The sequence below is a fragment of the Wujia sp. genome (assembly GCF_056872695.1).
Genome location: NZ_DBMFCD010000006.1, coordinates 13826 through 36967 on the forward strand (window position 1 = coordinate 13826; position 23142 = coordinate 36967).

Sequence of the window (23142 nt, forward strand, 5' to 3'; positions counted from 1 at the left end):
TCATCATCGGTATGTGCGTAGAAAATCACTGTGTTATTTTCGCATATATTCGCATTTCCTACAAGTGTCAAAAAACGGAATGTGTATAGTTTTTACACATTCCGTCTGATTTGCACAACTTTTTATCTGTTCTTATTCTCCAAATACCCGCTTCATTACCGGATCTTCACGAAGCACCTGTTTTGCTTTCTCCCGGTACTTTTCCTCATGCAGATAGGTGTAGCGGTTCGGCTTGATCTGCGGGGCCATGTCGATTGCTGCCTCATAGTCTGCACGGTTTAATCCCAGTGTCGCTACAAAATCCCAGAAACCGGTATCCTCAAATATCTTATTCACACGTACGTACCGGTGATCCTGTACGACCGCCATCACATAGGTGGCAATTCCAACCTGCACACCGTGAAGCTGCGGCACTTCGAGCAGCTTGTCAAGCGCATGTGAGATCAGATGCTCACTGCCACTCGTCGGTGCACTGCCGCCTGCGATCTCATTTGCAATTCCACTCATCGCCAGCGAATCAACCAGTTCTTTCAGGAAGAGATTATCCTGTATGCTTTCAAACGGTGTCCGTACGAAGCTGTTAACCGCTTTCTTCGCAATCATCACCGCGAAGTCATTTACCTCAGACACGCCATGCTCCGCCTCGAAGATCCAGTCGTAAAGTGCCGTGATCTTCGATACCATATCTCCGATTCCGGAATATAGAAACTTCGCAGGGGCTGATTTTAATACATCGGTATCGACCACGATGCCATATGCCATGCGCGCCGGCACAGAGGTACGTTTGCCATTTACCATAAGCGATGCACTTGCCGAAGAAAATCCATCACTCGATGCCGATGTCGGCATACTGATAAACGGAAGCTTCCGCAGATATGCCGCATATTTACCGGCATCAATGACCTTGCCACCGCCGATACCTAAGATGACCTGTGTCTTCGCATCGATCGAAAATGCCAGATCGATAATATCCTTGATATCCGTCGTGTCAAGTTCACAATAAGAAAGCACCTCGATATCCGCCTCGGAGAGGGAATCCATCACTGTCTTTCCGAACATCTCGACAAGTCCATTGCCGAAGAATACTACCGCCTTTTTAAATCCGCTTGACTGCAGATATTTTCCTACGTTTCCAAGTGTTCCGCTCCCGATCTTTAAGATTGTCGGGATTGCAATATGAGATCCTGCCATGTATATACCCTCCTGTTTATTTGCCTGATCTGTTTATCCGTCATATAAATAAGCAGCTCTGCCTGCAAGCAGTCCCGCTGCTTATTTGCCTGATCTTTTTATTATACTCTGACCAAATAATTACGATTTCTTCGTTCTTCGAACTCTCGAAATCGTAAACAGCCATGCGCATTCCGGGTTATCACCCTGCATGCTTATGCCTGTTTATCCGTCATATAAATAAGCAGCTCTGCCTGCAAGCAGTCTCGCTGCTTATTTGCCTGACGGAATTATTTGGTTCAGATTATTCAATAATACCTGACCGACACCATCCACTGCAGCTATCGCTTTCTCCATCAGCGCGACCGGATCCTGTTCCACACGCCCGCGTATCCACTCGACTGCATTTTCCGAAAGCATCTTCGCGAGTATATAAGATGTATCCTTGATTGCCTGTTCCTTGTATGTGATGTCCGGATTTTGCACCATTTCTTTTTCTGCGTACGCCTGCACGCTCCGGTAAATGGAGCCATAGCTGATTTCTAACAGCTGGTCGCCAAACGCGTCCCGTCCCATTGACTGGTAAAGATTTCTTATAAAGTTCTCGTTCTTCTTGCCATACTGTCCCATGAAACGCAGGTTACTCTTCCACGAGTTCTCCAGATTGTCCTCGTCCAAGACAAACAATTTCTTCGCCTTTGTGACGACGATTTCCTCCAACAATGCATAGATATCCTGATAGTGATAGTAAAATGTATTCCGTGTAATTCCAATATAATCGGTTACCTTCTTCACCGTAATCTTATCGATTGGCATCTGCTTGGACAGCTCGATAAATCCATCCATAATCGCCTGCTTTGTAAATTTGGACATGCCATCTTCCTTCCTGTATAAAACCAGATCTTACAATTCCTACATCATTGTTTCTTCGAACCGCTCACTATCCCTGATGTATTTCTTCCACATACTCCTCACACTGCCTGCGTGCGAATTCCTGCAGTGCTTCACCATGCTCTAACCGCAGCCTGCACAGGTCACGTTTTGCTTCCTGCACATAGGCAATGTACGCTTCCCGGTCTACAAACTTCCGCGTGCCAAAAAGCACCGCCTGCATGTAGCCTGCCACATCATCTTCCTTCAAAAATGCACGCAGGGCAAAATCCCAGCGTTCATACCATGCATCTGTCCCGATCTCTCCACCGGTCAGCAGATCCTCCGCCTTCAGGAACCGTGGCACTGCAGCAAGCAGCTTCGCAATCCCTGCCTCGCGGTCACCGTCGAATGCCAAGATTTCCAGATTGCCACAATCGTCAAACACACCATTTCCAAGGCGCAGGTCTGCAAATCCGTCAATTCCCTCTGCCACAACCTCAGTCAGGTGTTCACAACGTGCAAATGCATAATCATCCAGATAGCGCAAATTTTTTCCAAGATATACACGCTTTAAATTCTTCTTATCATAACATGCCTTTTTTCCAAGTTCTGATACCGGAAGGATACGTGTATAGCTTCTTCCCTGTATATCAAACAGCGTAACCGGGAGTTCATCCGGTATCTTCAAGGTCTCCGTATCACTGTCAATATGTTCAATCCGGATACGGTCACCATCCAACATCGCCAGACCTTTTTTTATCATACATGTAAATGAATTCTCCTCATAGAGGCAGCTAAATTCATCCTGAACCATACGTTATTCCCTCAATTTTTAATCATACGAAAGCTTCGTATCTTCCAGACAGAGTTCGCAGGTAATCCGCATCGTATCCCCGGCATCCACATACCGAATCGTACCGCCATTTTCATCGACGATCCGCTGGATGATCTGTGTTCCATACCCATGCGAGCCGCGATCCTCTTTTGTCGTCTGATATCCCATTCCTGCTTCATTCGCATGCAGCTTCTGACTGCTGTTCTTTGAGTTCTGTAATTTCAATTCCAGCATCTGCGCCGCAGGATCTTCTGCGATCACAACCTGAATCTGTCTGGTCTCCGTCTGCACACATGCTTCGATCGCATTGTCCAGCAGATTCATCACGAGGCTGACCAGCGACATCTCGTCCATACGCAGATTCCCATTTAAGGTTCCCTGCACATCACAAGTGATCTGTTTATGCTCTGCTTCCTGTATTTTCTTCTGCAATACAAGCTCCAGCAACTGTCCATGCGTGACCGTTCCCATATTCTCACGCATAACCTGTACAAGCCACTGATACTTTTTTAATTCATGATTTATCTGGCGATACGATTGGTTCTGTTTTGCCACATCCACATATTGCTTCTGCATCTGTTTGATACTCTGCTCCAGCCTCTCGCATTCTGCCTTTGCCCGCTGCCGTTCTTTGAAATAATGTGCCTGCACAAAGGCAACACCCACAACCAGCAGGGCAAACAGTCCAATCCCCACTGCTTTCTCCATTTACATTTCTCCCTGTTTCTATACTACACATGCTGTTCCACCATACGCATGTACTGTTCATGAAATGATGTCCGGTATGTCCGTCCAATCGGAATCTCCGTACCATTTGACAAAATCACGTTCTCCCGCATCACAGTATCAATATAATTATAATTCACGACATATCCGCCATGACAGCGCAGGAAATTTCTTCCAAGAAGTTTCATAATCTTTGTCAATGATTGATAACATTGGTACGTTCCCTGTGTCGTGTGAATCTGTACAACCCTATCCTGTCTTTCTGCATAGAGAATATCTACCTGTCGTACATATAGCATCTTTCCATGATTACGTAATTCAATAATCTCATGATCTACCTGATCGCGATAAATTTGTATTGCCTTTTCCATCGCACGCGGCAGCATTTTCTCCTCATTTTGCTTTAACACAAAATAACAGTGGATTGTATCATACACTTCCGGTGCAAATTCCAGCATCCATGTCAGATAGATAATCTGACACAGCGGCAGCTTTTTATTTATCTCTTTGCTTAATGTAATCCCGTTGAACTGCCGGCTTTCATACTCGATATCCATAATCGCAATATCACATTTTATATCCTGCACATCCAGTCCCAGATGCATCTCCTGTGGTGTAAAAATCGTAATGTCTTCCTCCTGAACACCTTTGCAGGAAAGTAATATCGTTTTCGCACGTTCGGCATCCATTCGTTCATCATCACATATAATAATCTTCATCGTAATAATCGTTCCTTTGTATTTCTCTTTCAGTGGCGAACCGTAGACTGTGGAAGCAGCACACAGATCTGCCGTTCTCTTCCCCTTTTCCGCAGTTGTTTACTACCATCATATTTCTTAATCAGCGCTTCTGCAAGTGCCTGTTCCTTTTTGTGCGGCACTCGTTTTCCCGTCATATAATCAACATCCAGAAACAAACTACCCTTCCGCTCACTCACTGTAAGCTGTACAAATGCATCCGCCTCCTCAACAACTCCTGCAAATGCCGTCTCCAGCATCGCATCCACAATCACCGTTACGTCCAGTTCCGCCTTATCCGTACATTGCAGCGGTTCCACGACTGCCTCAAACAGCAGCGCACGTGCCTGTGCACGCTTCGCATAATCCGCCACGACTGCATCTAGTGTAACATTTCCACTCAGGTTCTGTCCATAGACAAATGGCTGTTTTGCAAGTGCTGCATAATGCATCAGACTTTCTGCCTGTAATTTTTGCAGCATTTCCTGCTCCCGTTTCCGCCACACGATTTCAAGTTTATTATACACATATGGCACATAATTACAAACCATAATCAAAGATAAAACCCACACGATACCCAGTGCCAGCACCTCGTATCCTGTAATCGTATTTTTCCTCATCCGGTCAATCAGCTTCCAGCGGGATGCCAGTGACACATATGAGATAAACGTATAACCAAACACAATTCGTTTGTAGATATATCCGCTTCCCTCATACTCCTGCTTAAATATTTTCTTTAAGAAGAGTGCCGAAAGAACAAATGCCAGTGACATCACTCCAAACACCAGAATGCACGCCCGAACCGGTTCAACCGGTGTAAAGCTTACTAATTTTGTCAGATCTTTACTTAAATCCGGAGATGCATATCCGAAAATCGAAAACAACAGACTTGTCATACCCTGTTCCAAAATCAATATACAATAATTGCGCCAAAAGCATCCCTCATTATTGATTACGATTAACAATGCCAGCATCAAAATCTCCGACAATCCGGTATAAAACCAGATTTTCTCTCCATGATAAAACATCATAATTTCGTAGATTTCAAAATACCCGACAATCATAAACAGAGACAGCAGCCGCATCCATACGCTCTGCCGTCTCCGCTTAATCAAAACCATGCACGTTATAAACAGCCACACGGAAATCTCTAACCCCAGTGCCAACACGGAAAATAATTCTTCTACCATAGTACCCCCACGTACAATTTATCCTTCTGTTTCTTCTTTCTGTACCTGATTTGGAAGCAACACACAAATCTGCCGCTCTCCGCCTTTTCTTCTAATCTGTTTACTGCCATCATATTTCTTAATCAGCCCTTCTGCAAGTACCGGTTCCTTCTTGTATAGCAGGCGTTTTCCCATCATGTAATCCACATCCAGAAACAGACTCCCTTTTCTCTGCCGCACAGTAAGCTGTACAAACGCATCCGTGTCTGTCGAAGTTTGTGCAAATGCCATCTCTAACATAGCATCGACAATCACTGTTACATCGAGTTCTGCCATATTGGATATGTGCAAAGGTTCTACCACCGCGTCAAACAAAAGCGTTCGCTCCTGCGCACGTTTCGTATAATCCGCCACTACCGCATCTAACGTCACATTTCCACTCAGTGCCTGTCCATAGGCAAACGGTGCTTCTACCAGCCGCTCATAGTGGAGTTCACTCTCTGCCAGCAGCTGTGACAACATCTGTTGTTCTTTTTTCTTCCATTTTGATTCTGAACGGTTGTAGATATACGGAACATAATTGCAAAGAATCACAATCCCTATGATCCATACCATATATAGAGCAATAAAATTACTGATTTCCACATCGCCTTGCCGTATCCGGTCAATCAGCTTCCAGCGTGAAGCAAGGGATACATACGCGATCAAAATATATCCGATCATGATATTCCGGTACAGATGTCCATCCCCGGTATATTCCTTCCGGAAAATGAATTTCAGAACAAGTGTTGCAACGATACAGCTAACATTCATCAAACCCAAAATGAAAAAGTTCGTAACAGAAAACGGAAGCGGACGAAATCCGACGATATTCATTTGATACTCCTGCAATTTTGGAAATGGCAGTGCCGCCATTGTAAAAAACAGGCTTCCAACCCCTTGCTGTAACACAACGATGCAGAAGTTTCTCCATAAATTTCCCTCGTTATTCACGGCAACAACCGTCATCATGACTGCAATCTCCACGAGTCCTGCCGGAAACCACGCTACCTCACCGTGATAACTCATCAAAAACTCATACAGTATAAAATATACAATCAACACAGCCCACATGCCTGCATGAAACAGAAACGGTCTTGGTTTCCGTTTCAGCAGAAACATGGAGCTTAAAAACAGCCACGATCCAGTTACAAGCCCTAACATAACAAGCTTATAAACATTCTCTGTCATACCAGCAACCTGTTACAGTGCCTTCATCCGGTCGATTGCCTTAACCGTATTCTCATAGGTTCCAAATGCAGTCAGACGGAAATATCCTTCGCCGCTTGGTCCAAATCCAGAACCCGGTGTACCAACGACGTTCGCCTTCTCTAACAGATAATCGAAAAACTCCCAGGAACTCATACCGTCCGGTGTCTTCAGCCAGATATATGGTGCATTCACGCCTCCGGATACCGAATATCCGGCACTCTTCAATCCGTCGAAAATATACTTTGCATTCTTCATATAGTATGCAATCTGCTCACCGGTCTGCTTTTTCCCTGCCTCAGAGTACACAGCTTCTCCGGCTGCCTGCACGATATAAGGAGCGCCGTTGTATTTTGTTCCGTGACGTCTTGCCCAAAGCGGATTTAAGGCAACGCCATCTGCGGATTTTAACTCCTTTGGAATCACGGTAAACCCAAGTCTTGTTCCTGTAAATCCGGCGTTCTTCGAGAAGCTTCGAAGCTCAATCGCACAGGTTTTTGCACCGTCACACTCATAGATGGTATGTGGTACATCCGCCTCACTAATATATGCCTCATATGCAGCATCGTAGATGATCACTGCATGTTTTTCGTTTGCATAGTCCACCCATTTCTGCAGCTGCTCCTTTGTGATCGTTGCACCGGTCGGGTTGTTCGGGAAACACAGATAGATGATATCCGGTGTCTCCTCTGGAAGCTCCGGTGCAAATCCGTTTTCTTCCTTACATGGCATGTAGATCACATCACTCCAAAGACCGGTTGTTGCATCATACGTTCCGGTTCTTCCTGCCATAACATTGGAATCTACATAGACAGGATATACCGGATCGCAGACAGCGATCTTATTGTCAAGGGAAAAGATCTCCTGAATATTTCCGGAATCACATTTTGCGCCGTCGCTGACAAACACTTCGTCGATTGCGATATCAACACCACGTGCATTGTAATCGTTCTTCACGATTGCACTACGCAAAAACTCATAACCAAGATCCGGCGCATAACCTTTAAATGTCTCCTGCACGCCCATCTCGGATACTGCCTCATGCAGACGGTCAATGATGGCTGGTGCCAGTGGCTGGGTTACATCACCGATTCCAAGACGGATGATCTCCTTGTCCGGATGTGCCTCCTGATATGCACGTACTTTCTTGCCGATGGTTGAGAAGAGGTAACTTCCCGGAAGCTTCAAATAGTTGTCGTTTACTTTAAACATGTCTTTTCCTCCTAATATTATCACGCTGCAAACCTCTATACTGCGTACAGGTTGTTCAAAATGGTCAATTCCATGCAGACGCGCTCCCGCTCAATTCAACACGCAGTGGTACTAAATTCGTGCCAGCAAGCTGACTCTTATTAAGTACCAGCGTGTTTCAATGGTCTGCATTCAAATTGACATTTTTGAACAACCAGATTTACTATTTTAAGGTTTGCAGCTGTATTTACAAATATTCACAAACAAATAGTATCGTAATGTAATCAACTGCAAAATTATATGATTTACACTTTTTCTTATTGTACAATTTTGTATTAGTTACTGCGAATGTTTTGTAACCGCTGCCTTGGTTATATGTCTATTTCACCATCGAAGACAACCTTCGCAGGACCGGTCATATAGACGATATTTTCGTCACGGTCCCAGCGGATGATCAGCTCACCGCCAAGCAGCTTCACTGTCACTTCATCTTCTGTCCTGCCATTTAAGATGCAGGCAACAGCGGTTGCACATGTACCGGTTCCACAAGCAAGTGTCTCTCCGGTTCCACGCTCCCACACACGCATCTTCGCATACGTCGGACTGACTAACTCAACAAACTCTGCGTTGACACGGTTCGGGAAAATCGGATTGTTCTCAAACAGCGGTCCCACTTCCTCCAACGGGAAGTTCTCGACGTCATCCACGAAGCTTACGCAATGTGGATTGCCCATCGATACGCAGGTAATGCGGTATTCCTTTCCAGCTACCGTGATTGGATAATCCTTCACGAGATCGTCTGCCTCCGGAAGCTTTACCGGAACATCCTCCGGGGTAAGAATCGGGGATCCCATATTGACACGCACAAGTTCTACTGTCTTCCGTCCGTTTTTTTCCTCATCGCTGGGTGTAAACTCCAGGTATTTGATACCTGCCAATGTCTCGATGGACACGGACGTTTTATCCGTCAGTCCATAATCATACACATACTTTCCGACACAACGGATGCCATTTCCGCACATCTCGCTCTGTGTGCCGTCCGCATTGTACATATCCATCTTGAAATCCGCCACCTCTGACGGCTTGATCAGTATAAGCCCATCCGAGCCAATCCCGAAATGCCGGTCTGATACCCGCACCGCAAGTTCCGATGGATGTTCTATTTTTTCCTTGAAGCAGTTGACATAGACATAATCGTTGCCAAGTCCTTCCATCTTCGTAAAATGAAGTCTCATATGCTCACCTTCCATCTTTCCTGTTGATTTTATATTTTACTTGTTTTAACAAACTAAACCATTGAAATTTTACCATAAAACAAAGGAGAGTGCAACGCACTCTCCAATAGAATCTCGAGATTATCTATTTATCCGTCAAATAAATAATCAGCCGGCTTCCTTATACCGTGAATGTAAGATCTAAATAATACATATACTGCCCTTCCACGATCTGACCGTCCACGGCACTGACTCCAAACAGATATCGCTCTTTTCCCCCTTCTCTCGTAGATCCATAATACGCCCATATCGGAATCACATTACATTTTCCATCCGTATAACACACATAGACATAATTTAGCTCCACCCGGTCTATCATTATCTTATGGACATCTGCATAGGCATTCGTCTTTTCAAATTTCTGCATATAGTTCTGCGCCGCTGCATCCACCTGTTCCAGGGTAAGAGCACTTTCAATTCCGGTTCCTGTCTCTTCCACGTCATATGGTGCTGACTGTATATCTGCCACAGCCACGCCGTCAACATCTACTGCAACCGTGATCACCTCTTCCGAAGCCGGCAGTTGATCGGCGATTCCAAATGTAAAATTATGTGCACCGGGTGTCCCAGCTACCAAAATTCCATCCCTCGTACGAGTGTAGCTAAAGCAGTACGCACAATCGTTCAACGTACTCGGATTCATAGCTGCGGTATCCTCATTTGCAACGAGTTTTGCTCCAATACCGGTTTCAAAGCATGTGAAATCGTCATATCCAAGTTTTGCAAGAAACGCATCGGCCTTTGCCTCCGCATCTCTTATATCCAGCCCCTCCACAGCATCTTCCTCTGTTTTCGGCCGCACCGTAATTTTCGCTTCATACGAATACATATCATACCTCATGTAACGCATACGGGAATAAGGATATGCATTCGAGTCATAATATGCACATGTATATACATACGGGATTTCATCGATTTCACCATCCACGCGGGCAAGACTTGTCGTTAATCCATCTGCAATCTCATATGTATAAATAGCCTTTCCTGTTTCCTCTGTGACCATTGACTCATCCCGTTGATCTGCAAGCCAGTCCTCCGTTTCCAGATCCGACTGAATCCCCTTTTCCCATATTGCATGAACGGAACTGTTCTCCGTATCTGTCTGCAACTGTAATTCCTGCTGTCTCTGAAGCAATTGTTTCTGTCTGTTTGCAAGCTCCTGCTGACTGCACACCTCATACGGTTTGACCTGCTGCAAAGTTCCCTCGTCAAATATTGTATAGACATGCTCCTTTAGATATGCCTCATCCACTCCCACAGGTTTTGCCCCATAGCAGTGACTTTCTGCAAGCTTTCCACCGCCTGTCGCATCGGCATCCACCGTGAATGTGATTCCGGAATCACTGATAAGCTCATAGGTCAGATGTCCTGTAATATCTGCATCTGCAGATGTATCACTCGCCAGCTCGTCGTTCTTCTGGTAGTCCTTCGCCAGTTCATCGCCCCGGTCTTTTCCACATCCGGCAAGCATCAGACAGGTTAACCCTAATATAATCATTTTATCCCATTGTCTCATGATACTATCCTCTCCTCTATAAATCAAACGGATTTGTTACAACTTTGGAATACACGCCCTCGATAATCTGTCCATCCACCGCACTGACTCCAAACAGGAAACATTCCCGCGGTGAAGCATTGCCCCCGTGATATCCTTCTTGATATGGATTTCGTTCATACTGATATCCATAATACGCCCACATTGGAATCATATTGTAGTTTCCATCTGTATAACGGACATAAGCATAATTTAGCTTTACATGTGTTACAGAGACTGCCTGTGGTACATTCTTCGTGATATAATCCGGTTGTTTATATTCACTCATGTATTTCTGAGCGGCTGCATCCACCTGCTCAAAGGTAAGATAAGACGTAATACCGGTTCCTTCTTCCTCTAATTCATATTGATTTGTCTGTACCTTCACAGTCGCAACGCCCTGTGCATCCACCATAACATCGATGGTCTCCTGTGGAGCGGTCAGCTCCCCTGATACACCAAATTGCAGATCATTGACACCTGCTGTAACCGCTGTCGCAATCCCATCCATCTTCCGGCTATAAGAAAAGCAATACCAACGATCGATCAGATTAGTTCCCATCGCATACGGATCTTCCTCCCTTTCCCTGTAAGCACCAATCTCCGTTCCACAACACACAAAGTCTCCATATCCAAGCTTCTGTAAAAATGCATCTGCCTCCGCCTGTGCATCCGTCTCATCCAGATCCGGAACTTCATCCCCGTCCTCCTTCGGCCGCGCAAGAATTTGCTTCCGATATCTGTCGTACCGCATATATAAGGTAACCCAGTTTACATTTTCTACACCGTCTGAAGCCTCCTGATAATACGTTTCATATACATACGGCAGGCCATCAATTTCACCATCCACTCTTGCCCGGCTGATATTCTTACCTTCTGCATCGACATAGCTATACGTTTTCTGGTTGTCTGCTGTGACCGGTATTCTCGGATCCACTTTTTCTTCTCCTGTCAAGGTTGTATGTATCCCCTGGCCCTTCGTATCGGTAGTTCTGTTCAACTCACTCATATCTGCAAAATATCCATACGTCCAGATCTCAGAGACGGCATCCGTCTGGGATGCCGGTTGTTCATACACCTTATCTATCTCTGTCCAAAGAGCATCTCTTCTGTCATCCATCTCTTTATCTGTACATACCATATACGGCTTTACTGCCTGTGCCGTTCCCTCATCAAATGCCGGATATACCTTCGTTTCCACATACGCATCATCGAGCACCCGTGGTTTTACTCCATAGCACCGGCTGCCAGAGAGCCGCTCACCTCCTGTCACATCCGCATCGACTGTAAACATCACATCATCATTTCCCGCAATCTCATAGCTTATATGCTCTGGCTCACCTGCCTCAAATGTACCACCCTCCGCATTTTTCTGATAATCTGAGGCAACATCACCTCTGCCTTTTCCGCATCCTGTCAATAGCAAAAAAAACATTCCTATGCATAGCACTTTTATCCATCGTTTCATCCCGGATTCCTCCCCTTCTGATTTGATGGTCTCAGTGTAGCATAGGAATGTATCAAATTTGTATCTATTCCAGATGATTTTTTATTTTCCTGCGGGCAGCGGCATGAATACAAAACCGGTACCGGTTTCTGACTTATATTGCAAAATCTGAAAATTCTCCAGTTCTCCGCCTACCCGGATTGTAAGCAATGCTCCGTTTTCAATCTTCTGTATTTTCTCCGCATCCGGATATGGAATCGACACAGAAGAAACCGGCTTATACTTCATCGCAGACATCTTATATATTCTGTTATCACCTAAGATATCCCTGCTCTGTGCATTTTTATAAAACTTTGACAGATCATATTCGTCCAGAGAATAATTTCCATTTGTCCAGGCAAGCAGGATCGTTCCACTTTCTGTCATGTAGACGATATTCTCCACGCTGTTATCATACTTTGTAAATGTGATTTTCCAGAGATATGCTGTGTAGGTGTTAAAACTGGTATCTGTGTAACTGTAAAGCTCTGACGAATAGGAATACAGATTGTCATACTGGATTTGCACTGAATATGGATACACATCCTGCTTGTAATAGACATCCAGTTGCTTCTTTGCAAGCTCCACCGCCTCGACTTCATCCAGAAAGCCATCTGTGATCTCGCATTTTTCCATGTTGCTATCCCATGTACCGGAGATCAGCTTAATCCGGTCAATCGAAGAAAGATTTGATGATGTGTTGCGTGACATCATCGTTCCTGCTTCCAGATAATATTCCTCCGGTGCCACCTTGACGTGATTCGTCTGTTCTGTAAGCGTCCGTGCAAGCAGATATTTCGGTGCCACAATGCTAAGCACGACAATCATCGCACAACAGGCAAAGAGCAGTCCGACACGTATTTTATTGTTTTGTAAGATTTTTCTCATGAAATACCACCCACATCGTTGTTCCTTCTCCAACAGTACTTTCAATCTCCAGCTTCTCCCCGTGGCTTTCCACAATCGATGCCGCAAGCGAAAGCCCAAGACCTGCACCGCCCTCTTTCCGTGAACGCGATTTGTCTACCATATAAAACTCATCGAAGATTCTTTGTAAATGTTCCCCGCTGATACCAACGCCAAAATCCTGCACACCGATCTTCACGCCTCCGTCCGTCCGCTTCGCAAAGAAATGGATTCCGCTTCCTTCCTCCGACGCCTTTCTGGCGTTGTCTATAATATTGATAAATGCGGATTTCAAAAGATTGCTGTCTCCCTCGATTCTCTCATCCACCGTCATACAGGTAAGCGTCTGATTCTTCTGCGCCAGAATTGGCGTCACACTCTCCGCCACCTCCTGCATGAAGCTCACAACCGAGATCGGTTGAAACTCAATCTTTCTGTGTTTCGTGTAGATGAAATCAAACAACTTCATTGACATTGATTCCAGCCGTTTTCCCTCATGGAAAATATACGACGCAGCAAGCACCTGGTTCTCCCGTTTCATCTCCTTGGAACGCAGCATATCCGCATACCCGATGATCGTCGTCATCGGTGTTTTGACCTCATGCGTGAAATCCGCCACGAACTGTTCCTGACGCGTCACCATCCCCTGCAGTTCATCCATATGCTCACACACCGCATCCGCCATCTGGTTGTAGGTCTGTGCCAGTGTGCCAACTTCATCGTGGCTGCGCAGATGCACACGGCTCTCATAATCCCCTTCCCCAAACTTTTTCGATGCCTTATTCAGCGTCTCCAAGGGCTTCGTCAGAAGATAGGTAATGGCAAAGACTGTGACAGTACAGCAGAGCACGACAATCCCTAAAAGCAGCACAAAATACCGCCTCTGTGTCTCCACGAGCCGGTATGTCTCGGTGATATCCCGCGCATTGACAATATTCATCGTCTTGCTCTGAACCAGACTTGTCGAACAGGAAAACAGATAATACCGTCCGGCTTCCTTCGTGATCATATACTGCTTCTGCCCGATCACAGCCGTCCCCCACAATTCTTCCGGACAGACAAGCTTGTTGTCATCCGCCGCAGAATGTACAACCTCCGCACCATCGTAGAACACATAGACACCTTTGTTGTTTCCACCCATCTTGCCTACGACATCAGCACTTAAATTTTTCATCTGATACACAAGATTCGATGGGGAAGAATTGATTGTATCAAGCAAACGATACTCGATCGTAGACTGCAGCAGATTGTTCTCCTCGATTGAGGTTTTTATCTGCGCATCCAGCGCAAGCTGGAAATTCCGACGGATCATAAAGAATCCTACGGTTCCTATTCCGAGCGATAATAATATGATATTGATAATTGCAACTTTATAACGAAACTTCACAAATCTTCTCTATTCCTTTAATCTTCCAGCCGGTAACCGACCTTGTAAATCGTTTTAAGCTTATCGGTAAGTCCAAGCTTCTTGCGAAGCCGCTGCACATGCAGATCAAGCGTACGCGTATCGCCGTAGCTGTCATTTTCCCAGACGAGCTCATAGATCTTGTCCCGGAACAGGGTAATATTCTTATTGCGCACAAATATCTCGAGCAGCATAAATTCTTTCGGTGTCAGCTCGACCGGCTCACCGTCCCGGAGTACTGTGCGATTCTCCGTATTGATCTGCAGATCTCCAAACACAAGCTTTGTCGCATCTTTATGGAACCGCCGCAGCACAACCTGTACCCGTGCGATCAGTTCCACAATTTCAAACGGCTTTACAATATAATCCTCTGCACCCAGATTTAACCCCTTGACACGGTCGGTAAGTCCCGCCTTCGCAGTGAGAAAAATCACCGGTGTTCCTGTCGGCTTGATATAGTCTAACAATTCATATCCATTTACTTTCGGCAGCATAATATCCAGAAGAACCAGATCGAAATTCTGTTTTTCCAGAATATCTGCAGCCTCCATGCCATCATATGCACAGGTGCAGGCGTATCCGGCATCCTCCAGATTCATCCGTATCAAATCCGAGATTGCCCGTTCATCCTCCACGACCAATATCTTAATCACGCAACCATCCTCCAGGTAAACTTTTATTCTTTCTTTTCTTCTGCTTCAATCACAACACGTCCATCCTCAATCCGTACTTTTACCTTATTCGTATCAATACCGGCTGCCGCAAGCATGTCCTCGCTCAGTTGTACACGATGCGCCTTATCCAGTACGGAATATTCCTCGTGTGTCTCCTCTGTCATATCCGGTGATTCCAGCTGATCCAGCATATCCCGGTAATGCTGTTTCAGAATCTTCTCTGTGCTGATCTTGCCATCCGAAATCATGACAACACGGTCTACTTTATGCGCCAGCTTCATGTCATGTGTTACAATGATAATCGTCAGCCCAAGCTCCCGGTTTAACTTCCGGAACAAATCCTGAATGTTCGAAGAGGTTTTTGTATCAACTGCTCCCGTCGGTTCATCTGCAAGCAGAATTTCCGGTTCGTTTGCAAGTGCCACTGCAATTGCAATCCTCTGCTGTTCTCCCCCCGACATCTGCGCCGGGTAGGAATCCCGCTTATGTTCCATCCCAACAAGTGCAAGCAATTCGCCCGCCTTTTCCCGTCGTTTCTTCGCATTCTTATGAATCGCAAGCATCGGAGCCTCGATATTTTCCAGCGACGTCAGATACGGAAACAGATTTCTTCCGCTTTTCTGCCATACAAACCCAATCTTTTTCTTCCGGTACTGCACCATCTGTCGTTCCGTAAATTCTGCCAGATTCTGTCCATCTACCACAATACGTCCGGCAGATGGCACCTCCAGTCCGCCTACAATATTCATAAGCGTACTTTTTCCACTTCCACTTTTTCCGATGATTGCCATCAGTTCTCCACGATTCACCACAAGGTCAAGTCCCTGCAAAGCAAGCACCTCGACTTCCTTCGTCTTATAGATTTTTACGAGAGAATCACAGACGATCAGAGGGGAAGTTTCCATCCGTTTTCCATCTTTTTCTATGTCATTTTCCATCTCTTCCAATGTATCATTCTCGTATTTGTCTGTCAATAATCTCACCATCCTCTAACTCATAGACAACATCACCCAGCTCCATCAGATTCGGATCATGTGTCGTCATAACGATCGTCACACCCTCTCTTTCAATCAGATTCCGAAACAACTGCATCACACGCAGTCCGGATTCTGTATCCAAAGCTCCGGTTGGTTCATCCGCGAACACCACCTTCGGTCGGTGCGCCACTGCTCGTGCAATTGCCACACGTTGCTGCTCTCCACCTGACATCTGTCCCGGCATATGCCGCATCCGGTCTTCCATGCCAACAAACGCAAGTGTCTCCTTAATCCGCTCATCAACCGCTTTGGCAGACAACCCCTGCGCTGCCAGCCGCATCGCAAAATCCACATTTTCATAGGCATTCATAATTGGAATCAGGGCGACTGCCTGAAAGACAAATCCAATCTCCACCCTTCGCAGCTGTTCTTTTTGCACTTTTCCCATCTCAGAATATGCCTGTCCATCAAAACTGACATCCCCTTCGGTCGGTGTATCCAGCGCACTTAATATGTTCATAAGCGTTGTCTTTCCACTTCCGGAACGGCCCTTTAAGATCGTAAGTTTTCCTGCCGGTATGTCAATATCAACATTCCTCAGGGCGTAGAATTCGCCACCGCCAACCGGAAACATCCGTGTAATATTTCTTGCTTCAATCATATTCATATGCGAATTCCTACTCCTCTCCTAATTTCAATGCCTGCGTGATATTCAGGCTTCGCACCAGCCGCCGCAGAATCACGATACACAACAAGATCATAACCAGAAGCACCGCAACAAGCTTCAACACATCCATCTGGTCAAGATAAATATAGATACCCAGGTTATGCTTCTGCGGAAGATAAATCACGCCAAAAAGCTTCACAAACAGATACGTTGCTACGCCTCCGCAGGCGCCGCCTGCCAGAATCGATGGCAGTGTAGAAAAGAAATGTTCATTTACCAGCATATGATTCACTTCTTTCTCACTTAACCCCATCGCCCGGTACACGCCAAACAACAATTCCCGCTGCCGGATTGATGAAATCCAGTAGATCAAAAATCCGATCATACACAAAATCAGCGCAATGACAAAGCTTAAAGTAAACATACCATTTGTGATGCGTATCATCGCTGTCTCCTTCATTGCAGCAATGTCGCGATCTAATGCGGTGTATGCTGACAGCTTTGCACCACTCGCATCGATCATTGCCCGTACTGTATCACTATCCACGCCATCTGCCAGCTTATACCATATCTCATATGGGGAAATCTTGAAACTCTGAACGGTCTTCGCGTAGTTTGCAACGATCAGATAATGTTCCAATTCCTCTCCATCTTCATATGTATACTGTACAAATCCCGGCCATGCATCAACGATTGCCACAACCTTTCCACTGATCGTTCCACGCACGGTTTCCTTCTTCATTACAGAATCTCCATATCTGGAACAATCCACAATATCACCGACTTTGACCTCCAGCGCAGCCGCCAGATTCTTCGACAGGATCACGCCATTCTCCTGTTTTGCCAGTTCATTTAAGTATGTATACCAATGAACCTCTTTGTTTAATTCTTCCTGCAAATACGCCGTCTCTCCGAAGTCCTTTGTATGGATTCCCATAAATTCGCAGTTAGCAATCTTCGTCTTCCCTCGGCTCACCGATACATTGTCTGTCCGGATTACCTTCGCCATGCTCGTGCAAAGTCCCTGTTTGACCGGTTCGTCATACTTTACCGGATCCGGCTCTACATAATTATAATCAATATCGTTGGCAGACACATAAAATGCCTGCATCTTCCACGTCTCCTGCAAACGGATATCTGCGCCATCTGCGTAGCGGATACGATTCTCATAATTCTGGTTGATCGTACGAGCCGCATTGGCATTGAACAATCCCATTGCCACAGTCAGAATTAAAAACACCGAGATGAAACCCTGTTTACGGAAGTTTCGTGTGATCTGCAAAAACGACGCATACACCGCCGGACGCCAGCGTTTCCTCCCAATATGATAGACAAGCTGTACAAGATAATGCAGCAGCCGCAGCACAACAAGCCCCATCGCCACGATAAAAAGCACGGAATCCAGAAAAATAAGCGGATCCATCTTCGCCCCAAGCAGTGCCCGTGCACGAATCTTGTCGATTTCCTGATTAAAATTATGAAGCAGATAGAGCGACACACCCAGCAGTACAATATCCAGAAAATATTTTTCCCAGAACATCTTCTTGCTGATCTTCTGATCAGACTTCTGCTGTACGATTGACACCCCTGAATGAATCACTACCGGAATCAGGATAAACAAAATCCCAACAGCAGACGCCGCCAGTCCATAGACAAGCATCACAGGTGTAAAATGATACATTGAAAGATTCCCGACGTGGAAGGTCAGGAAATCTGTGGTTGATGCAGCAAGCTTACACAGACCATACCCAAGAGGCGTTCCAATCAGTATCGCTGCCATACAGAGCACACATGCCTGCAATGCATAAACAGCTACAATCTGACCACGGCGATAACCACGGCTCCGCATCATGGCGATCTCCCCCTGTTCCGTGTCGATAATCTGTCCGGTCACCATATAGATAAATGCGAGCACCAGACCAAGCAACGGAAGCTCCAATACCCAGAGTGTGATATCCACCGTTTTCCTATCCTTCTGGTACTGCGTAAGCAGACTCAGGAACGAATCGGTAAAGCTCTGATCCTCCTTATGAAACTGTTCAATATAATATTGCACATCCGTTACATTTTTCTGATTGATTTTTGTATAATCAAGAAGTACATTTGTCGAATAGTTAATCTTTTCCGGTGCAAACTGTTTCACGATAGCATCAAATGTCTCTTCCTTAACGAAGATTTCCTGCTCCATTGCATTTGGTGCTGTATACCAGAAAGTATCCGTACTGTCTGCTTCTTTGAAAATACCACAAATCTGTAGTTTCAGCGTTTTCCCATCAACATCCGTCCAGAGTGGGAACTCCAGTGTCTCCCCGACCGTAAATCCGCAGGCATCCATCACACTCTCAGACAGCATACAGCCATACAATTCACCCGCATATGCATCGTAATCCTCTCCGACAAGCACCTGTATATGCGCGAGCATCCCCGGCATATACGACACCTTCAGATATTTTCCCTTTCCACCATACGCCCCCTGTACGGACTGTTCGTCCAATGTCAGCATCGTCTGTGTATTTACCGCCTGTATGGAACCAAGATATTTCTCCCATGTCTGCCGATACCCCTTCACGCCATCGAGTACAGCCTCTGCCGTCTGCCGTTTCTCTGTCACATAAGCTCCTGTTCTGCCAATGACAGCAGGATATACATCCGCTTCCTCGCCTGCATTATGAAAGCTGTCCAATAACATTTTGTTGAGCGATCCTGCCTTGAACATCGGCTGACAGGAAACCGCTGCAACCAGAAAGACAAGTCCTAAGAGCAGGCAGGTCGTTAACCATTTTTTGTTTTTAATTTTCTGTAAAACGAACCGTATCATCTTTTACTCCTCTTCCTCCGAAACTGGTCCTGCCAGTATATCTCCCTCCGAAATACCGTTAAATATACATGCCACTACATCACCTTTTTTATATTTGGATGTATCCTGCGCGCTGTTGCAGATTGCCGCATTCACATATTGTTTCTCGATATTTCCATCTACGATCTTCCACACATAATAAAAATCCGCGGATTTCTCCTTGCCTGAATTTGCCTTCTCTGTGTAGAGGGCATCTGCCGGAATCGTATACACATCCGAATAGGAAATCAAAGGATAGGAGATCATCTGACCTCCAGTTACCTGCTCCACAGCTACTGCCTCTCCATCCAACTTCACATAATACATCCGGCTGTCACTCGTTACACTCTGCGTGATATAGACACGGTTTCCAACCGTTGTGACATAATATTCTTCTTTTGTTCCATCCATGATTCCATTGGATCCACAGACGATTCCCTGTATCACCTTTCCGCTTTCCTCGTCCTGCACAGTCACCGGTGTTCCATTTGCAACTTTGCTGTTCCCACCATATAATGCCAGTTTCTTCTTCGCCGGTGTATCAATCGCCAAAATATCCGAATTAAGCTCCAGTTTGGCTCCGGTGTCTATCCAGAAATCTAATATTTCACCTTCATGCTCGGCGCAGATTGACATCACACCAGTTCCATCATTGTTACAGCTTGCCTCTGTGTATGCTTCCTCCGACTGTTTCAGCTGATCGTTATAATCCAGCGTCTGGATTTGAAAATCCAGATTCTCGATCTGGATATCAACATCCAGCATAGACGGGAGATTTGGATTCAACGGTTCTTCTGCATCACTGCTGGTTGCTGTCTGCGCATCGGTACCAGTTGCAAGCGGTGTCTGTCCACCCGTCAAAGCCGTCTGCTTCTCCTGCTGCAACGATTGAAGTGTGTCCTCATGTGCCTGCACCGCTTTCGCGCGGCTTCCCTTCATATCTTCAATCCCTGCCCGCATCTCTGCCAGCTTCGCGCTGCCTTCGTTGGTTCGAACCTTGAGTAACACATCCCCTCTTTGTACATAATCTCCATTGGATACACAGACCTCCTGAATCGTGCCCTCATAAGGTGATGTATAATTGATCCGCATCGTATCTGCAATCGCGTAACGGTTTGTATAAAACATCGAATCATAATTTGTTGGAGCACCTACCGTATATTCCTCATATGCATCCGGCCACGCTGTCTCGGATGTATAATACACTTTTTCTCCCTCAGAAAGGCCAGATATTACCTCTGTATTTACAGTGTCGCTGACTCCGGTCTCAATATAGCGTTGTTCGCGTTGCTCCCCATTTTTTACATAAACAAACGTTCCCTGATCATCCTCGTAGATAGAATCGTTCCCGACATACAAGACATCCTCCACGCGGTCTCTGACCAGATAAACTGCAATCACAGAACCGACCGGTGCGCATTTCGTAAGATCCTCATACTGCATGCGGAGTGCCGGATATTTCTGCTGATTTTCGGCAGTCAGGCGTTCCTGTGTCGTATATGCATACTCTTTGAGTGAAATTTTCTTTCCATCCTGTATCGTATAATAACGATCATATTTTTCCAGAAGCTTGTCTTTGATTGTTGTGTTCTGTACCTGAATATATGTATCCTCATAATCCGCGATTGTAACCACATTCATGGAACTTGTGACCTGATTACCATATGTGAATTGACGGACATAAGAGACATATCCGCTTGCGGTTGCCCTGAGTGTTCCATCTTCAATGATTTCCTGCTGTTTCTGAATCTGCTCGTCATAATCAGCAAGCTGATGTTGATACAACAGATTATCATAATTGACATTTTCCTGTTCTGTCTCGATCTCTTTTCCTGTTTTCGCTGCACTGTCAGGATCTCCCAACTGGTTTTCTCCCGCCTGTTGCAGATTCAGCTTCTGTATCACAAGCTGTTGCTTTTGCACTTCCAGATCATGTTTTTGCACCAGCAGATTCCGTGAATCTTCAAGATCCTCTCTTGTTTTCTGTGCTGATTCGAGGTCCGCAGTTGCTACCACCTGTCCTGCCTCTACATAATCCCCTACATCAACAACAATCTCCGCCACATTTACCTGTGTCGTCCAGAATACAGCATGTTCCGTCGGCACAACCGAACCATAAGCAATTTTCAGATCTCCAACATCACCTATGGATACCTCACGGTATGATTCGGTACCGGATACCGGTTCCAGCAAAGCCGGGGCATCCGCATATTTTGTTCCACAGGCAGCCAATGAGATTGCGCAAAGCATACTCATACAAAATCCAAGCTGTCGTTTTATCTTCTGTCCGATTTTCATTTCGCAATCACCACCTTCTCCCCCTCCTGCAATCCATCCTCGATCACAGTATAGCCGTCAATCGTCGCCCCGGTCTGTACCTGCACACCATGCCGGAATCCATCTTCATCCAACACATAAACATAGTTCCGACTTCCTACATATACAATTGCTTTTTCCGGCACGTACAAAACATTTTTAAGCACATTTTTTTCAATTTCCAGATCCAGAGAATCCGAGCTTGGCCGCTTCGAAGAGTCAACCAATGTAAATGTCAGCTGGCGTTTTGTTCCGGCATCCGTATCGGAAGCCAGCGTATCAATCGCTGTCAGCATAACCTCATAACTTCCAACTCCAAACGTCGCCGTGAATGTCTGCCCCACTTCGAATGCATAATCATCCTCCGTTGTCGTAACATAATTATCCGAACCATACAGGATTGTTACGACCGCATCCCCTGCATATACGGTTCCATAATCAAGCATATCCGACAGACTGCTCACAATGCCGCTTCCTTCTGCCTTTATCGTATATGCCTCCAGTCTCGCATCCAGATCCTTCATATACAGTCCTGCAATCTCCTGATCTTTCTTTAGCTGATCAATGCTCTCCTGATGTTCATCCGTCTGGTTAATCGCATCCAGCTTTGTATAATGGTCGATCAGAAGGGCATCTTCCTCCACCCGGTTTTCATACTGTCTGCGTTCCTCCGCAATATCCTCAGAAGAAAATGTAACTAACGTGTCCCCATTCTGCACGACATCTCCAACATGGACATACACCTGATCCACTTTCATCTCATCATGATCCGGATAGTACTCCTTCCGTTCAAAATCGTCGGCCTTCAATCTCAGATCTAATACAGGCGCAATATCTCCATATACCGCCTTTTCTGTTGTATATGTAATTTTTTCATATTCCGGTATCGTAATCACAAGATCGTCCGTCTGGGCGTTGCCCGCACATCCACCGAGCAATCCTACACAGAGTACCATCACGGCTGCCATCCGTTTTCTTCTTATTTTTCTCACCGCAATCTCCTCTCAGTATCCATTATTTTACTGTTTTATCTTACCATGAAAATGTATCTAATTTGTATCATTTTGTACACATTAAGACAAAAAAGAACTCCAATCTGCGAAAATCCGCAAATTGGA

The 23142-nt window shown here is 45.6% G+C and carries 19 protein-coding genes; all 19 read right to left on the reverse strand.

Translation table 11 applies throughout. The annotated features are described in order from the left end of the window. Window positions 1-132 precede the first annotated feature (132 nt). The 19 genes from ACZQK9_RS07105 to ACZQK9_RS07195 all read right to left on the reverse strand — a co-directional run bounded on the left by ACZQK9_RS07105 (window position 133) and on the right by ACZQK9_RS07195 (window position 23016). Window positions 133-1191 carry an iron-containing alcohol dehydrogenase family protein gene (locus ACZQK9_RS07105; RefSeq protein ID WP_178018201.1) on the reverse strand — a complete coding sequence of 353 codons (1059 nt, stop codon included), beginning with the start codon at window positions 1189-1191 and terminating at the stop codon, window positions 133-135. Between the two features lie 252 nt (window positions 1192-1443). After that, window positions 1444-2043 carry a TetR/AcrR family transcriptional regulator gene (locus ACZQK9_RS07110; protein ID WP_177981466.1) on the reverse strand — a complete coding sequence of 200 codons (600 nt, stop codon included), beginning with the start codon at window positions 2041-2043 and terminating at the stop codon, window positions 1444-1446. A gap of 67 nt (window positions 2044-2110) precedes the next feature. Beyond that, window positions 2111-2806: a leucine-rich repeat domain-containing protein gene (locus ACZQK9_RS07115; protein ID WP_483270128.1), complete on the reverse strand. Its 696-nt coding sequence runs from the start codon at window positions 2804-2806 to the stop codon at window positions 2111-2113. A gap of 69 nt (window positions 2807-2875) precedes the next feature. Continuing rightward, complete coding sequence (locus ACZQK9_RS07120; protein WP_483270129.1) at window positions 2876-3586, reverse strand: GHKL domain-containing protein; 711 nt, start codon at window positions 3584-3586, stop codon at window positions 2876-2878. 23 nt (window positions 3587-3609) lie between these two features. Beyond that, window positions 3610-4323, reverse strand: a complete 714-nt coding sequence (locus ACZQK9_RS07125; protein WP_483270130.1) for a LytR/AlgR family response regulator transcription factor — start codon at window positions 4321-4323, stop codon at window positions 3610-3612. A gap of 29 nt (window positions 4324-4352) precedes the next feature. Continuing rightward, window positions 4353-5531 (reverse strand): hypothetical protein, encoded by a 1179-nt coding sequence (locus ACZQK9_RS07130; RefSeq protein ID WP_483270131.1) that lies wholly within the window; start codon window positions 5529-5531, stop codon window positions 4353-4355. An 18-nt stretch (window positions 5532-5549) separates the two neighbouring features. Continuing rightward, complete coding sequence (locus ACZQK9_RS07135; protein WP_483270132.1) at window positions 5550-6740, reverse strand: hypothetical protein; 1191 nt, start codon at window positions 6738-6740, stop codon at window positions 5550-5552. 12 nt (window positions 6741-6752) lie between these two features. Next, window positions 6753-7970, reverse strand: coding sequence for an LL-diaminopimelate aminotransferase (locus tag ACZQK9_RS07140; RefSeq protein WP_483270133.1), 1218 nt, complete (start codon window positions 7968-7970; stop codon window positions 6753-6755). 350 nt (window positions 7971-8320) lie between these two features. Continuing rightward, complete coding sequence (gene dapF / locus ACZQK9_RS07145; RefSeq protein ID WP_483270134.1) at window positions 8321-9184, reverse strand: diaminopimelate epimerase; 864 nt, start codon at window positions 9182-9184, stop codon at window positions 8321-8323. A gap of 160 nt (window positions 9185-9344) precedes the next feature. Further along, a complete protein-coding gene (locus ACZQK9_RS07150; protein ID WP_483270135.1) occupies window positions 9345-10739 on the reverse strand; it encodes a hypothetical protein in 1395 nt (464 codons plus the stop codon). Window positions 10740-10755: 16 nt separating this feature from the next. Beyond that, window positions 10756-12225: a hypothetical protein gene (locus ACZQK9_RS07155; RefSeq protein ID WP_483270136.1), complete on the reverse strand. Its 1470-nt coding sequence runs from the start codon at window positions 12223-12225 to the stop codon at window positions 10756-10758. An 81-nt stretch (window positions 12226-12306) separates the two neighbouring features. Beyond that, window positions 12307-13131: a hypothetical protein gene (locus ACZQK9_RS07160; protein WP_483270137.1), complete on the reverse strand. Its 825-nt coding sequence runs from the start codon at window positions 13129-13131 to the stop codon at window positions 12307-12309. After that, entirely contained in the window at window positions 13106-14536 is a 1431-nt protein-coding gene (locus ACZQK9_RS07165) for a sensor histidine kinase (RefSeq protein ID WP_483270138.1), read from the reverse strand. Before ACZQK9_RS07165 ends, ACZQK9_RS07160 begins: the two co-directional genes overlap by 26 nt. Window positions 14537-14553: 17 nt before the next feature. Further along, window positions 14554-15207: a response regulator transcription factor gene (locus ACZQK9_RS07170; RefSeq protein WP_483270139.1), complete on the reverse strand. Its 654-nt coding sequence runs from the start codon at window positions 15205-15207 to the stop codon at window positions 14554-14556. Between the two features lie 23 nt (window positions 15208-15230). After that, window positions 15231-16214, reverse strand: coding sequence for an ABC transporter ATP-binding protein (locus tag ACZQK9_RS07175; protein WP_483270140.1), 984 nt, complete (start codon window positions 16212-16214; stop codon window positions 15231-15233). Then, window positions 16180-16872 (reverse strand): ABC transporter ATP-binding protein, encoded by a 693-nt coding sequence (locus ACZQK9_RS07180; protein ID WP_483270141.1) that lies wholly within the window; start codon window positions 16870-16872, stop codon window positions 16180-16182. The genes ACZQK9_RS07175 and ACZQK9_RS07180 overlap by 35 nt, the downstream gene beginning before the upstream one ends. Before the next feature lie 10 nt (window positions 16873-16882). Continuing rightward, window positions 16883-19690, reverse strand: a complete 2808-nt coding sequence (locus tag ACZQK9_RS07185; RefSeq protein WP_483270142.1) for an ABC transporter permease — start codon at window positions 19688-19690, stop codon at window positions 16883-16885. 3 nt (window positions 19691-19693) lie between these two features. Then, window positions 19694-22006 (reverse strand): efflux RND transporter periplasmic adaptor subunit, encoded by a 2313-nt coding sequence (locus ACZQK9_RS07190; protein ID WP_483270143.1) that lies wholly within the window; start codon window positions 22004-22006, stop codon window positions 19694-19696. Continuing rightward, window positions 22003-23016, reverse strand: coding sequence for an efflux RND transporter periplasmic adaptor subunit (locus tag ACZQK9_RS07195; protein ID WP_483270144.1), 1014 nt, complete (start codon window positions 23014-23016; stop codon window positions 22003-22005). The genes ACZQK9_RS07190 and ACZQK9_RS07195 overlap by 4 nt, the downstream gene beginning before the upstream one ends. Window positions 23017-23142 lie beyond the last annotated feature (126 nt).

What these genes read in the sequence shown, in the direction of transcription:
- ACZQK9_RS07105 (WP_178018201.1), bottom strand. Translation starts at nt 1,191, where the DNA reads ATGGCAGGATCTCATATTGCAATCCCGACAATCTTAAAGATCGGGAGC.
- ACZQK9_RS07110 (WP_177981466.1), bottom strand. Translation starts at nt 2,043, where the DNA reads ATGTCCAAATTTACAAAGCAGGCGATTATGGATGGATTTATCGAGCTG.
- ACZQK9_RS07115 (WP_483270128.1), bottom strand. Translation starts at nt 2,806, where the DNA reads ATGATAAAAAAAGGTCTGGCGATGTTGGATGGTGACCGTATCCGGATT.
- ACZQK9_RS07120 (WP_483270129.1), bottom strand. Translation starts at nt 3,586, where the DNA reads ATGGAGAAAGCAGTGGGGATTGGACTGTTTGCCCTGCTGGTTGTGGGT.
- ACZQK9_RS07125 (WP_483270130.1), bottom strand. Translation starts at nt 4,323, where the DNA reads ATGAAGATTATTATATGTGATGATGAACGAATGGATGCCGAACGTGCG.
- ACZQK9_RS07130 (WP_483270131.1), bottom strand. Translation starts at nt 5,531, where the DNA reads ATGGTAGAAGAATTATTTTCCGTGTTGGCACTGGGGTTAGAGATTTCC.
- ACZQK9_RS07135 (WP_483270132.1), bottom strand. Translation starts at nt 6,740, where the DNA reads ATGACAGAGAATGTTTATAAGCTTGTTATGTTAGGGCTTGTAACTGGA.
- ACZQK9_RS07140 (WP_483270133.1), bottom strand. Translation starts at nt 7,970, where the DNA reads ATGTTTAAAGTAAACGACAACTATTTGAAGCTTCCGGGAAGTTACCTC.
- dapF (WP_483270134.1), bottom strand. Translation starts at nt 9,184, where the DNA reads ATGAGACTTCATTTTACGAAGATGGAAGGACTTGGCAACGATTATGTC.
- ACZQK9_RS07150 (WP_483270135.1), bottom strand. Translation starts at nt 10,739, where the DNA reads ATGAGACAATGGGATAAAATGATTATATTAGGGTTAACCTGTCTGATG.
- ACZQK9_RS07155 (WP_483270136.1), bottom strand. Translation starts at nt 12,225, where the DNA reads ATGAAACGATGGATAAAAGTGCTATGCATAGGAATGTTTTTTTTGCTA.
- ACZQK9_RS07160 (WP_483270137.1), bottom strand. Translation starts at nt 13,131, where the DNA reads ATGAGAAAAATCTTACAAAACAATAAAATACGTGTCGGACTGCTCTTT.
- ACZQK9_RS07175 (WP_483270140.1), bottom strand. Translation starts at nt 16,214, where the DNA reads ATGGTGAGATTATTGACAGACAAATACGAGAATGATACATTGGAAGAG.
- ACZQK9_RS07180 (WP_483270141.1), bottom strand. Translation starts at nt 16,872, where the DNA reads ATGAATATGATTGAAGCAAGAAATATTACACGGATGTTTCCGGTTGGC.
- ACZQK9_RS07185 (WP_483270142.1), bottom strand. Translation starts at nt 19,690, where the DNA reads ATGATACGGTTCGTTTTACAGAAAATTAAAAACAAAAAATGGTTAACG.
- ACZQK9_RS07190 (WP_483270143.1), bottom strand. Translation starts at nt 22,006, where the DNA reads ATGAAAATCGGACAGAAGATAAAACGACAGCTTGGATTTTGTATGAGT.